Raw genomic sequence first — 12,637 nt, forward strand, 5'->3', positions numbered from 1 at the left:
GGTCGGTTCCACCGCGGCCGAGCATAGCGAGGATCTTCGCGCTTCCTCAGCCCCTGAGGGGGGCGGCCGGGGTGACGGCGAGGAGGGGCGGGGCCGGTGAGGTGTGGCGGTGGCCGCAGGGGTCGAAGACCAGCACCACCGGCTCGCCCGGGCGCTGGCGCCAGGAGATCCGCTCCGCTGCGGTGTCGCACACCGGGCACGAGGGCAGCGGGCTCGCGGGCCGGGGGCCGGGCTCGGTCCGGCACTCGGGCAGGGCGGTGAGCGTCGGCGGCATGGGGTGCGGATCACGCATGGCGGCTCCCTGGTCCGGCGGTTGCACTCCCCGCACTGTGCCATGCCCGGTGCCCTGCGCGCACGGGCCAATCATCCAGGGTTGTGGCTGGTCAGGGGCCGCATAGCCGGGACGGATCAGGTCCTCTGGGGGCACTTGGTGATCAAGTGCTCCTCTGTCCCGCCTCGACCAGGCCCGATTCGTAGGCGGCGATGACCGCCTGCGCGCGGTCGCGGACGCCCAGCTTGCCGAAGATGCCCGTGATGTGGTTCTTGACGGTGGACACGCTGATGTCGAGGGCGCCGGCTATCGCCGCGTTGTCGAACCCGGTGGCCAGCAGCCGCCAGATCTCCAGTTCGCGCGGGGTGAGTCCGGCGGGGGCGGTCTGGGCGGGCCGGGCGGCGGGCGGGGTGGCGCGTACGTAGGTGGAGATCAGCCGGGTCAGCAGTCGGGGCGCGACGGCGGCCTCCCCAGTGTGGACGGTGTGGACGGCCGCGATCAGCTCCTCGGGGGAGATGTCCTTGGGCAGGAACCCGCAGGCGCCGGCGCGCAGGGCGGCGACCACGTACTCGTCCATGTCGAAGGTGCTCAGCGCGAGGACCCGGGACTCGGGCCGGACGCGGGCCAGTTCGGCGGTGGCCTGGACCCCGTCGAGGACGGGCATGCGGATGTCCATGACGACCACGTCGGGCCGCAGCCGCTGGGCGAGTTCGACGGCCTCGGCCCCGTCGGCGGCCTCGCCGACGACCTCGACGCCGGGGTCGGGGGCGAGGATCAGGGCGAGACCGCGCCGTACCAGCGGCTGGTCGTCGGCGATGAGGACGCGGATCATCGGGGGCCTTCCTGTCGTACCGGGGCGGTCGTCGCCCCGGTGGTGTCCGCTTCCGGGGCGGCCGGGAGCCGGGCCGCGACGAGGAAGCCGCCTTCGCGCCGCGGGGCGGCTTCCAGGGTGCCGCCCTGCAGGGCGACGCGTTCGCGCATGCCGATCAGACCGTACCCGCCCTGGCCGGGCGGCCGGGCGGGGGCGGCCTGGCCGCCGGATCCGCTGCCGGGCCCGTCGTCGCGGACCTCCACGGTGACCTCGTCCGGACGGTAGGTCAGCTGGACGTGGGCCCGCGCGTCCCCGGCGTGTTTGCGGGCGTTGGTCAGGGCTTCCTGCACGACGCGGAACACGGTCAGGCCGACGGTGGGCGGCAGCGGGCGGACGGGGCCGCTGACGGTGAACCCGGTGTCCATTCCGGCGAGCCGGGACTCCGTGACGATCCGGTCCAGGTCCACGGCGCCGGGCTGCGGGGCGGGCGGGGCCGTCTCCGGTTCCTCGCCGGCGCGCAGGACGTCCAGGAGTTGGCGCATCTCGCCGAGCGCCATCCGGCCGGAGCCCTCCAGGGTCACCAGGGCCTCGCGGGCGGCCTCCGGGTCGTGGGCCAGGTTGGCGCGGGCGCCGCCGGCCATCAGCTGCATGGTGGTGATGTGGTGGGCGACGATGTCGTGCAGCTCGCGGGCGATCCGGCGGCGTTCCTCGGCCACCGCGCGGTCGGCGAGCAGGACCCGGTTGGCCTCGGTCTCCCGCTGCCAGCGCTTGACGACGAGGCCGGTGGTGACGACGAGGAGGGTGGCGAGGGCGTTGGCGAGGAGGCCGAGGCCCGGGTCGAACGGCAGGCCGCCCTGTCCCAGGCTGGCCAGGGGCGCGGTCGCGAGGGCGGCGACGAGCACGGCGTACGGCGGGCGGGCCACCACCACCGAGTAGAGGGCGACGGCCGGGGTGAGGCCGAAGTGCGGCGACACCGAGGTGGTCACGTTCACCACCGCGCCCAGGACCAGGACCGCCGTGAGCGTCACCACCGGGCGGCGGCGCCGGGCGAGCAGGGACAGCGCCGAGGCCACCACGAGGAACGCCGCGGTGACCTCCAGCGGAGCGCCCGCGAACTGGGTGTCGAAGGCGAAGCCGGTGAGGTCCACGGCCGCCGCGCCGACCGCCACCAGAGCGTCGTTGCGCGTCCACGTCAGCCTGTCGGCGCGCGTGCTCATCGTGTCCGGACCTCCCCCACGGGCTGCCGCGCGGCCGCCCTCGTGGATCCATTCTCACACCGGGCAGGGCCCCGGACACCGGCCTCGGGGACCGTCCCGGACCAGGACTCCGGTCCTGGTCGGGGCCCTGCCCCGGACCCTGGTACCGGAGGTGAACTCCTCCTTCACCAGGACGTTTCCCCGCCCGGCCGCTGGTGGTCTGGATACGGGCCGGACACCCGGCCGGTACCGCAAGACAGACGGAGGAGAACAGTGATCCGCGCCCTGACGGGATGCTCGACGAGGAACGCGTGGAAGGTGATCGCCCTCTGGTCGGTCCTGGGCATCGGGCTGACCATCCTGGGCCAGGTGTTCGTCTTCCGCGCCACCCAGCCCGGCAACGACGGCTTCCTGCCCGCCTCCTACGATTCGGCGGCCGCCCTGCGGATCTCCGAGGAGAGCTTCGGCGCCCGCCCGGACAGCGATCCGGTGACGGTGCTGGTGGCCCGTACGGACGGCGCCGCGCTCGGGGCGTCCGACGAACGCAGGATCGAGGAGGTGTCGGCGCGGCTGGCGGGGCGCAGGATCGTCATGCCGAGGAACGAGGACGATCCGCCGTTCACGCAGGACCACTCCCAGGTCCCCCGGATCGGCGCGGGGATGACGGCCCCGGACCGGAGCTTCCGGCTGCTGTCCGTCGAGCTGAAGGGCAATCCGCAGGACCCGGGGGTGCAGGGCACCTACAAGGAGTTCCGCGAGCAGGCCCGGACCGCCTTCCGTGAGGCGGGCATGCGGACGGGGTTCACGGGCGGGCTGGCCGCCACGGCGGACACGGCCGACGCGGAGAAGACCCGGTCGACGGTGGTCGGCGCGGTGGTGATGGGGCTGATCGTGCTGCTCCACGTGCTGGTGTTCCGCAGTGTGTTCGCCGCGCTGCTGCCGCTGCTCGCGATGGCGGTCATCGGGGGCGCGGCGGCCGGGGCGGTGGTCCTGGGGTCGATGGCGACCGGCATCCGGCTGGCGCCCTCCACCCCCGGGCTGATCAACGTGGTGCTGATGGGCATCGGGATCGACTACTTCCTCTTCCTGCTGTTCCGGTTCCGCGAGCAGCTGCGGCTCCACCCCGGGCAGTCGGGGCGCGAGGCGGCGGCGGAGGTCGCCGGCCGGGTGGGTACGGCCGTCACCTCGGCGGCGCTGACGATCGTGGCGGCGTTCGCCACGCTGGGCATCGCCTCCTTCGGCCAGTTCCGGGTGCTGGGCCCGGCGATCGCGGTGTCGGTACTGGTGATGCTGCTGGGCAGCCTGACGCTGATGCCGGCGCTGCTGGCGGTGACCGGCCGGAAGATGTTCTGGCCGTCGCGCGCCCTGGAGCGCGAACCCCGTGAGGGTGTCGCGGGCCGGCTCGGCCGGCTCACGGCCCGGCGTCCGGTGGCGCTCGCCTTGGCCTCGGTGGCGCTGCTCGGCGCGCTGACGGCGGGTCTGGCCGGTATCCGCATCGACTACGGGCAGTCCGGCGCGGATGGTGAGCGGACCGCGGCCGTGGAGACGGCCGCGGAGATCTCGCGTTCCCTGCCCGCCGGGGTCTCGGACCCGACGAGCGTGCTGGTCGCCGCCACGGACGGGGCTCCGCTCGGGGCGGAGCGGGTGGCCGCTCTGGCCGGGGCGCTCGGCCGGGTGCCGGGGGTGGGCCAGGTCGCTCCGACGGTGCTGAGCGGGGACGGGAAGGCGGCCCGGATCGATCTGCTGCTGACCGTCGAGTCCGGTGAGCAGAAGGCCCGCGACCTGGTGTCCGGGCCGGTCCGGGAGACGGTCCGGGCGAACCTGCCGGCCGGGACCGAGGCCCATGTCGGCGGGACGGCATCGGTGTTCGCGGACATAGCGGTGGCCGTCGACAAGGACCTGAAGGTCATCTTCCCGGTGGCGGCGGTGCTGATCGCGGTGATCCTGCTGGTGCTGCTGCGGAGCCTGCTCGCGCCGCTGGTGCTGATGCTCGCGGTCGGGCTCGGTTTCACGGCCACGCTGGGCGCCTCGACGCTGCTCTTCCAGCACGGGCTGGGCCGGCCGGGCGTGGACTTCACGCTGCCGCTGGTGCTGTTCCTGTTCGTGGTGGCGCTGGGCACCGACTACAACATCCTGATCAGCGACCGGATCCGGGAGGAGATGGAGCGGCCGGGACCGGCCCGCGCGGCGGTGGCCCGCGCCGTACGGCACACCGCGCCGGCGATCGCGACGGCCGGACTGGTGCTCGCGGCGTCCTTCGGCAGTCTGGCCGTGAGCCCGCACGCCGGTACGCAGCAGACCGGTTTCGCGACGGCGGTCGGGATCCTGCTCTCGGCCTTCGTCCTGTCGATCGTGCTGGTGCCCGCGCTGGCGGCGCTGCTGGGCCGCTCCCTGTGGTGGCCGCTGCGGCCGCGGACCGGGGGCGGGGAGCACCGGGCGGCCCGGCCGGAGGCCGAGCGGGTACCGGTGGGCTGAACCGCCGGGCGGACGCCGGGGCGCGCGGGACCTTCGTGGTCCCGCACGCCCCGGCGCGTACGGGGGTCAGGCGAGGGCGGCCACCTCGGGGTGGTCCTTCAGCCAGGCGCGGACGGCCTGCTGCTCCTTGCCCTTGCCGGTGTCCTGGATCTGCGCCTCCAGGCCGGTGAGCTGGGCCTCCGTCAGCTTGAACGACTTCAGCCAGGCGGCGACCTCGGGCTCGTCGGCGGTGAAGCCCTTGCGGGCGAGGGTGTGGATGCCGTCGCCCTGGCCCCAGACGCCCTTCGGGTCCGCGAGCTTGGTCAGCTCGTAGGAGGAGTACGCCCAGTGCGGGGACCACAGCACGGTCACCACGGGCTCCTTCTTCGCGTAGGCCCGCTCGAGCTCGGCGAGCATGCCGGGGGTGGAGCCGTCGACGACCTGGTACTCGCCGTCGAGTCCGTACTCCCCGAGGACCTTGTTCTTGAGGACGGACATGGCGCCGGCGCTGGGCTCGATGCCGATGATGCGTCCCTTGAACCGTGCTCCCTTGCCCTTGAGGTCGTCGAGGGTCTTGACGTCCTTCATGTAGGAGGGGACGGCGAGTTCGAGGGAGGTGGGTCCGTACCAGGAGCCCAGGTCGTCGAGCTTGTTCCCGTACTTCTCCCAGTACTGGGCCTGGGTGACGGGCAGCCAGGCGTCCGTCTGGAAGTCGACCTGGCCGGAGGCGAGGCCGGTGAAGAGGGCGCCCAGCTCCAGCTGGCGGGCGTCCACCTCGAAGCCGCGGCGCTCCAGCAGCTCCTTCCACAGGAAGGTGGAGGCGATGCCCTCGTCCCAGGGGATGTAACCGATGCTGACCTTGCGGCCCTTGCCGACGTTCTCGGCGCCGGTGGCGGCCGCGGGGGCGCCGGATCCGCCGAAGGTGTTCAGTCCTCCCGCGACGAGGGCGAGGACCACGGCCGCGGTGACGGCGTACGCGGGCTGCGGGCGGTGGCTCCACAGCCGGGCCCCGCCGCTGAGCGCGGAGCGGGCCGCGGCCTGGGCGCGGCGGCCGAGCGGGGAGACCTGGCGGCCCAGGGCTCCGGTCATCCGGTCCAGGTACATGGCGAGGATGACGATGGACAGGCCCGCCTCGAAGCCGAGGCCGATGTCCACGCTGCCGATGGCGCGGTAGACGGCGCCGCCGAGTCCGCCGCCGCCGACCATGCCGGCGATGACGACCATGGACAGGCCGAGCATGATGACCTGGTTGACGCCCGCCATGATCGTGGGCAGGGCCAGCGGGAGCTGGACGCGCCGGAGCAGGTCGCGGGGGGCGGTGCCGAAGGCTTCGGCGGCCTCGACCAGTTCGGCGTCGACCTGGCGGATGCCGAGCTCGGTCATCCGTACGCCCGGCGGCAGCGAGAAGATGATCGTGGCGATGATGCCGGGGACCACGCCGACGCCGAAGAAGATGATGCCGGGGATCAGGTAGACCATGGCCGGCATGGTCTGCATGAAGTCCAGGACCGGCCGCAGGGCGGCGCTGACCCGGTCGGACCGGGAGGCCCAGATGCCGAGCGGCAGCGCGAACAGCAGGGTGACGAGGGTGGCGACGAGGACCAGGGACAGCGTGGACATCGCCTCGTCCCACAGGGCCACCGCGTCCACGAGCGCGAGACCGGCGAAGGCCAGCAGGCCGGCGAAGAGGCCGCGCAGCCACCAGGCGGCGACGGCGAGGATGCCCGCGAAGAGCAGGGGGGCGGGGGCGGAGAGGACCGCGTCGATGCCGTCGTAGAGGCCGGTCACGACCGCGCTGACGGCGTCGAAGAGCCAGGACAGGTGGCGCTGGAGGAAGTCGACGGCGCTGTCGGCCCAGGCGCCGAGGTGCAGGCGGGGCATCAGGCGGCCACCTCGGCGGCGGCGCAGGCCATCGGGGGCCGCTGTTCGTCCCCGATGAAGGCGACGATCCGGTCCTGGGGGACGGAGCCGACGACGGAGCCGTCGGCTCCGGTGACGGCCACCGGGTGCGGGACGCGGGCGCTGACCGCGCACAGTTCGGCGAGCGGGGTGTCCGCGCCGACGGTGGGGCAGGCGCAGGCGTCGGCGCCGTCGGGGGTCGCGTCCATGACGGCGTCGGCGGTCAGCACGCGCGAGCGGTCCACGTCCTGGGTGAAGGAGGCGACGTAGGTGTCGGCGGGGCGGACGAGGATGTCCTCGGGGGTGCCCTGCTGGACGATGCGGCCGTCGCGCATGACGGCGACGGTGTCGCCCAGGCGCATGGCCTCGCCCAGGTCGTGGGTGATGAAGACGATGGTCTTCTTCAGGGTCCGCTGGAGTTCGAGGAGCTGGTCCTGCATGTCGCGGCGGATCAGCGGGTCGAGGGCGCTGAAGGACTCGTCCATCAGGAGCAGGTCGGCGTCGGTGGCCAGGGCGCGGGCGAGGCCGACGCGCTGCTGCATGCCGCCGGAGAGCTCGTCGGGCCAGGAGTTCTCCCAGCCGCCGAGCCCGCACAGCGCCAGCGCCTCGGCGGCGCGCCGTTCGCGCTCGGCCCGGGGGACGCCCTGGACCTCCAGTCCGTAGGCGGCGTTCGCCAGGACGTCGCGGTGGGGGAAGAGCGCGAAGTGCTGGAACACCATCGAGATCCGGGTGGAGCGGACGTGGCGAAGCTCACGCGCGCCGAGCGCGGTGAGGTCCTGTCCGTCGAAGAGGATGCGGCCCGCCGTGGGTTCGAGGAGGCCGTTGAGCATCCGCAGGAGGGTGGACTTGCCGGAGCCCGACAGCCCCATGACGACGAAGATCTCGCCCGGCTCGACGCGGAAGGAGGCGTCGATGACGGCGGCCGTCGTGCCGTCGGCGCGCAGCTCGTCGCGGTCGGCGCCGCGTTCGAGGGCCCGGACGGCGGCCTCCTGCCGGTCGGGGCGTCTGCCGAACACCTTGTAGACGTGTTCGGCCTGGAGCGTGGACACATGCACCTCGCGGGTCGTACCGGGTCCGGCGCGCCGCTGGCGACGGCGGCCGGGGAGCGGGGCGGGATCGGCCCGCGCGGTCCGCCCTCCGGCCCGAGGGGCCGGAGGGTGTGGTTCCGCTCCAGCGGCGCGACTGCCCGGCATCTGTCCGGGCAAACGGGTAAGTGACCCACCTCACGCGGCGGGGGGCGCGTCCCGGCGCTCGTGGGCTCCGGCGCCCTCGCGGTCGTCGCCGTCGTCGAGCATGGAGGCGCGCAGGTGGGCGAGGACCCGGGTGAGGAGCCGGGAGACCTGCATCTGGGAGATGCCGAGGGCGGCGCCGATCTGGGCCTGGGTCAGCTCCTCGCCGAAGCGCATCCGCAGCATGCGGCGTTCGCGGTCGGTGAGCCTGCCGAGCAGGGGGGCGAGGGTCTGGACGTCCTCGACGAGCTCGATGGCGGGCTCCTCCTCGCCCATGACGTCGGCGAGGGTGTGACCTTCGCCGCTTCCGTCGCCGACCTCGCCGTGGGGGGCGTCGAGGGAGCCGCTGGTGTGCCCGTTGGCGGCGACCAGCCCTTCGACGACCTGCTCGTCGGTGAGGTCGAGGTGGGCCGCGAGGTCGGCGACGGTGGGCGAGCGGTCGAGGGCGACGGTCAGCTCCTCCTTCGCCTTGGCGATGTCGATGCGCAGCTCCTGGAGCCGGCGCGGGACGCGGACGGCCCAGGTGGTGTCGCGGAAGTGGCGCTTGATCTCGCCGGTGATGTAGGGCATCGCGAGGGTGGAGAACTCGTTCTCGCGGGCCGGGTCGAACCGGTCGATGGCCTTGATCAGGCCGATGGTGCCGACCTGGACGATGTCCTCGATGTCTCCGCCGTCGCCGCGGGAACGGAAGCGGCGTACGGCGTACTGGACCAGGGAGGCGTTCATCTCGATGAGCGTGCCGCGGACGTAGCGGTACTCGGGGGTGCCCTCTTCCAGCTCCTTGAGGCGCCGGAAGAAGACCTTCGAGAGTTCCCGGGCGTCGGCGGGGGCCATCTCCCGGGGTTCGTCGATCCGGGGGAGGCCGGCCCTGCGGGCGGCGGCCCCGGCGCTGCGGCGGGGGTTCGGCAGCAGGGCGGTGCGGGGGTGGGGGGTGGGGTCGGTGGCGTGGTCGGCGGTATGGGAGAGGGGGGCGGGGACCGGCATGGGGTTCGCTCCTTGGGCTTGTCGGCTTGCGGCGCGGGACCTTGACTGCCGTAGATGCTGGACCTCTTCCGCTCGTACGTCAAGAAATGCAGGAAATGTGTTTCGCGTCTTGCATCACCTGAATCGTGTAACGCATCATGTGCGCATGGGGAGTACGGCACGTAGACATAACTGGACATTCCTGACTAATCACGCACGCGTTCTGGTGACCATCGCCCGGGACCCGGCCGTGCGGCTCAGGGACGTCGCCGTGACGTGCGCGCTCACCGAGCGCACGGTGCAGACGATCGTGGCCGACCTGGAGTCGGACGGGTACCTCCAGCGCGTCCGCGACGGACGGCGCAACCGCTACGAGATCTCGGCGGGCGCCGTCTTCAAGCACCCCGCCGAGGCCGGGGTGCAGGTCGCCGGACTCCTCGCGCTGCTGACCGGGGTCCCCGCCGCCGAGAACTCCCCGGAGCCCGCCGCCGAGTAGCCGGACCGGGGCCACGCAGCGCCGTGCCCCGGAGCCTCGGGCTCCGGGGCACGGTCCTTCGTACAGGTCAGGTCGGGTCAGGTCAGAGCGCGATGCGCACGTCGTAGGTGCGCAGCCACTCGTCCAGCTGGAGCGTGGTCTCCAGCGAGGCGCGGCTCATGCCCGCCTCCAGCGCGGCGGCCCCGTCCTTGGCCACGGCGCGCTTGAGGGCGTCCGAGAACAGCGGGGCGAGCGGGCTCGCGTCCGCGCGGACGACCTCGGCCAGGCGCTCGCGGAGCACCCGGTTGTAGGCGGCGGCCCTGATGGAGGGGTAGGGGGTCTTGACGCGCTGGGCCACGGCCTCCGGCAGCAGGTCCTTCATCGCCGCTCGCAGCAGGCTCTTCTCCCGGCCGTCGAAGCCCTTCATCGCCCAGGGGACGTTGAAGGTGTAGTCGACGAGCCGGTGGTCGGCGAACGGAACCCTGACCTCCAGCCCGCAGGCCATGCTCATCCGGTCCTTGCGGTCGAAGAGCACCTGGGCGTGGCGGGTGAGCGCCAGGTAGGTGACCTCCCGGTAGCGGGCCTCCGCCGGGTCGGCGATGTGCTCTCCCGCGGAGATCTCCGCGACGGCGGCGCTGTGGATGTCGCGCTCGTACGCGGCGAGGTCGAGCTTGGCCAGCAGGTCGGGCTGGTAGAGCACCTCGTCGCCCTGGTAGTGCTGCCGGCCCTCGTGGACCCAGGGGAAGGTGTCGGACAGGACCGTGTCGCGGTCGCGCTGCCAGCGGTACCCGCCGAACACCTCGTCCCCGCACTCCCCCGAGAGCGCCACCGTCGAGTGCTGCCGCACGATCCCGAACAGCTGGTGCAGGGAGGCGTGTTCGTCGCCCTTGGCGATGGGAAGGTCGTAGGCGGCCAGGACGGAGGAGCGCAGCGCCGGGTCGAGCAGGTCGGGGGCGAAGAGGGGCAGTTCGCTGTGGTCGGAGCCGACGTGCCGCGCGAGGATCCGTGCGTAGACGTGGTCCTCGTTGCCCTCCGAGCCGTGCACGCCCGCCGCGTCGACCTCGTGGCGGGGGTCGGCGTCGGTGACCGAGCAGGAGCGGATCCTGCCGAGGCCCTGCGTACGGGAGACCTGCGCGGCGAGGGCGGTGAGGGAGCTGGAGTCCAGGCCTCCGGAGAGCAGGGTGCACAGCGGGACGTCGGAGACCATCTGCTCGGCGACGATGGCTTCGAGCATCTCGCGGACGGTGTCGACGGTCTCGTCCAGGGTGTCGGTGTGCTCGCGCACCTCCAGGCCCCAGTACCGCTCTTCCACGGCGCCGGAGCGGCCGACGCGTACGGTGCAGCCCGGCCGGACCTCGCGGATGCCGCGGAAGACGGCGCGGCCGGGGACCTTGGCGATCGAGAGGATGTCGCGCAGCCCGTCGGCGTCCAGTACGGCCCGGAACTCGGGGTGCGCGAGGATCGCCTTCGGTTCGGAGCCGAAGAGGACGCCGGCGGGGGTGGTCGCGTAGTACAGCGGCTTCACGCCCATCCGGTCGCGGACCAGGAGCAGTTCCTCCCGGCGGGTGTCCCAGACAGCGAAGGCGTAGATGCCCTCCAGCCGGCTGACGAAGCCGGGCCCCCACTCCAGGTAGGCGCGCAGGACGACCTCGGTGTCGCTGCGGGTGCGGAAGGCGTGGCCGAGGGAGCTCAGCCGGGTGCGCAGTTCCTGGAAGTTGTAGGTCTCACCGCTGTACGTGAGGACGGCGCGCGGGTCGGTGCCCTCGTCGGCGGCCATGGGCTGGCAGCCGCCTTCGAGGTCGATGACGGAGAGTCTGCGGTGTCCGAGGGCCGCGTGCCGCCCGTACCAGACGCCTCCGGCGTCGGGGCCGCGGCGGGCCATCGTGGCCGTCATGGCCTCGGCGATCGTCTGTTCCTGGGCCAGGTCGCGTGAGAAGTCGACCCAGCCGGCGATACCGCACATGGAAGTTCTGCTCCTAGGAAGAGGGGGAGGAAGGGCTGCCGGTCCGGTCTTCGGTCACAGGCGTTCGACGTGGGCCTGGGGCCGGGCGGAGCCGCGGGTGTCGAGGAGCAGCGGGGCGTGGCGCTCGATCTCGTGGAGGTCGTAGGCGCGGTGCTGCTGGAGGAGGATCGCCACGTCGGCCCGTTCCAGGGTTTCGGGCAGGGCGCCGGTGGCGGCGGGGACCGGGATCCCGTCGACCTCCCAGGCCGGGACGTACGGGTCGTGGAAGGAGACCTCGGCGCCGAGGGCGCGCAGGCGGCGCACCACGTGGCGGGCGGAGGTCTCGCGCTGGTCGGCGATGTCGGCCTTGTAGGTGACGCCGAGGAGCAGGACGCGGGCGCCGCCGAGGGTCTTGCCGGCCCGGTCCAGGAGCTGCTGGGCGCGTTCGACGACGTAGCGGGGCATCCGGGTGTTGATCTCCTGGGCGAGTTCCACCATGCGGAACGGGTAGCCGAGGGTGCGGACCTTGTGGGCCAGGTAGTTGGGGTCGATGGGGATGCAGTGGCCGCCGACGCCGGGGCCGGGGCGGAAGGCCTGGAAGCCGAAGGGCTTGGTGGCGGCGCAGGAGATGGCGTCCCAGAGGTCGATGCCGAGCTCGTGGGAGAACACGGCCATCTCGTTGACCAGGGCGATGTTGACGTGGCGGTAGGTGTTCTCGATGAGCTTGGCCATCTCGGCCTCGCGGGTGCCGGCGGCCTGGACGACCTGGTCGACGAACTTGCCGTAGAAGGCGGCCGCGGCGGCGGTGCAGGCGGGGGTGTAGCCGCCGACGACCTTGGGGGTGTTGCGGATGCCGTAGTCGCGGTTGCCCGGGTCGACGCGTTCCGGGGAGAAGGCCAGGTGGAAGTCGGTGCCGGCCTTCAGGCCGGAGCGCTCCAGGATGGGGCGCACGACCTCGTCGGTGGTGCCGGGGTAGGTGGTGGACTCCAGTACGACGAGCGTGCCGGGGCGCAGGTGGCGGCTGATGACCGCGCAGGCGTCCTCGACCATGGCCAGGTCGGGGCCGCCGTGCTCGGACAGCGGGGTCGGCACGCACACCACCACGGCGGCGGCGTCGGCGATCACCCGCTCGTCGGTCGTCGCGGTGAATCCGGCGGCGCCCATGGAGGCGACGGCCTCGTCGTCGATGTCGTCGATGTGGGACCGGCCTTCGCCGAGCCGGGCCACCGTCCTCGCGTCGCGGTCCAGGCCCGCGACGGCCATGCCGGAGCGGCAGGCCTCCAGCGCGAGCGGCAGGCCGACGTATCCCAGGCCTATGACGACCAGGTCACTGCGCACGATGGTGCCTTTCTGGTGCAGGGGGTCGATGCCGATCGGTCGATCGGTCGACCGGTCGA

10 protein-coding genes are annotated in these 12,637 nt (G+C 73.0%); 2 read left to right on the forward strand and 8 right to left on the reverse strand.

The window, feature by feature from the left end; genetic code table 11:
- Positions 1-46 precede the first annotated feature (46 nt).
- The 3 genes from OOK31_RS01870 to OOK31_RS01880 all read right to left on the reverse strand — a co-directional run bounded on the left by OOK31_RS01870 (position 47) and on the right by OOK31_RS01880 (position 2,299).
- Positions 47-292, reverse strand: a complete 246-nt coding sequence (locus OOK31_RS01870; protein ID WP_267010536.1) for a hypothetical protein — start codon at positions 290-292, stop codon at positions 47-49.
- A 142-nt stretch (positions 293-434) separates the two neighbouring features.
- Positions 435-1,103 (reverse strand): response regulator transcription factor, encoded by a 669-nt coding sequence (locus OOK31_RS01875; RefSeq protein WP_267010537.1) that lies wholly within the window; start codon positions 1,101-1,103, stop codon positions 435-437.
- On the reverse strand, positions 1,100-2,299 hold the full coding sequence (locus OOK31_RS01880) for a sensor histidine kinase (RefSeq protein WP_267010538.1): 1,200 nt from the start codon (positions 2,297-2,299) through the stop codon (positions 1,100-1,102). Before OOK31_RS01880 ends, OOK31_RS01875 begins: the two co-directional genes overlap by 4 nt.
- Positions 2,300-2,596: 297 nt before the next feature.
- Here OOK31_RS01880 and OOK31_RS01885 point away from each other — a divergent pair, with 297 nt between their 5' ends.
- The gene (locus tag OOK31_RS01885) at positions 2,597-4,753 is read left to right on the forward strand and encodes an MMPL family transporter (RefSeq protein WP_323188170.1); all 2,157 of its coding nucleotides are present in this window, start codon (positions 2,597-2,599) and stop codon (positions 4,751-4,753) included.
- Between the two features lie 66 nt (positions 4,754-4,819).
- On the opposite strand, the gene OOK31_RS01890 is transcribed toward OOK31_RS01885, so the two are convergent.
- The 3 genes from OOK31_RS01890 to OOK31_RS01900 form a co-directional block, all read right to left on the reverse strand.
- A complete protein-coding gene (locus OOK31_RS01890; protein ID WP_267010540.1) occupies positions 4,820-6,613 on the reverse strand; it encodes an ABC transporter permease/substrate binding protein in 1,794 nt (597 codons plus the stop codon).
- Positions 6,613-7,680 (reverse strand): glycine betaine/L-proline ABC transporter ATP-binding protein, encoded by a 1,068-nt coding sequence (locus tag OOK31_RS01895; RefSeq protein WP_267011799.1) that lies wholly within the window; start codon positions 7,678-7,680, stop codon positions 6,613-6,615. Before OOK31_RS01895 ends, OOK31_RS01890 begins: the two co-directional genes overlap by 1 nt.
- A gap of 174 nt (positions 7,681-7,854) precedes the next feature.
- Complete coding sequence (locus OOK31_RS01900; protein ID WP_267010541.1) at positions 7,855-8,844, reverse strand: SigB/SigF/SigG family RNA polymerase sigma factor; 990 nt, start codon at positions 8,842-8,844, stop codon at positions 7,855-7,857.
- A 145-nt stretch (positions 8,845-8,989) separates the two neighbouring features.
- Between OOK31_RS01900 and OOK31_RS01905 the strand changes: the two genes are divergently transcribed.
- Positions 8,990-9,319, forward strand: coding sequence for a helix-turn-helix domain-containing protein (locus OOK31_RS01905; RefSeq protein ID WP_267010542.1), 330 nt, complete (start codon positions 8,990-8,992; stop codon positions 9,317-9,319).
- Positions 9,320-9,401: 82 nt separating this feature from the next.
- Here OOK31_RS01905 and asnB read toward each other — a convergent pair whose 3' ends face one another.
- Both asnB and OOK31_RS01915 read right to left on the reverse strand, forming a co-directional pair.
- On the reverse strand, positions 9,402-11,261 hold the full coding sequence (asnB, locus tag OOK31_RS01910; protein ID WP_267010543.1) for an asparagine synthase (glutamine-hydrolyzing): 1,860 nt from the start codon (positions 11,259-11,261) through the stop codon (positions 9,402-9,404).
- Positions 11,262-11,315: 54 nt separating this feature from the next.
- The gene (locus OOK31_RS01915; protein ID WP_267010544.1) at positions 11,316-12,578 is read right to left on the reverse strand and encodes a nucleotide sugar dehydrogenase; all 1,263 of its coding nucleotides are present in this window, start codon (positions 12,576-12,578) and stop codon (positions 11,316-11,318) included.
- Between the last annotated feature and the right edge of the window lie 59 nt (positions 12,579-12,637).

Source organism: Streptomyces sp. NBC_00249, assembly GCF_026342355.1.
GTDB lineage: Bacteria > Actinomycetota > Actinomycetes > Streptomycetales > Streptomycetaceae > Streptomyces.

Excerpts from the sequence above, each read along its gene's own strand:
- OOK31_RS01870 (WP_267010536.1), bottom strand. The coding sequence starts at position 292 with ATGCGTGATCCGCACCCCATGCCGCCGACGCTCACCGCCCTGCCCGAG.
- OOK31_RS01875 (WP_267010537.1), bottom strand. The coding sequence starts at position 1,103 with ATGATCCGCGTCCTCATCGCCGACGACCAGCCGCTGGTACGGCGCGGT.
- OOK31_RS01880 (WP_267010538.1), bottom strand. The coding sequence starts at position 2,299 with ATGAGCACGCGCGCCGACAGGCTGACGTGGACGCGCAACGACGCTCTG.
- OOK31_RS01890 (WP_267010540.1), bottom strand. The coding sequence starts at position 6,613 with ATGCCCCGCCTGCACCTCGGCGCCTGGGCCGACAGCGCCGTCGACTTC.
- OOK31_RS01900 (WP_267010541.1), bottom strand. The coding sequence starts at position 8,844 with ATGCCGGTCCCCGCCCCCCTCTCCCATACCGCCGACCACGCCACCGAC.
- OOK31_RS01905 (WP_267010542.1), top strand. The coding sequence starts at position 8,990 with ATGGGGAGTACGGCACGTAGACATAACTGGACATTCCTGACTAATCAC.
- asnB (WP_267010543.1), bottom strand. The coding sequence starts at position 11,261 with ATGTGCGGTATCGCCGGCTGGGTCGACTTCTCACGCGACCTGGCCCAG.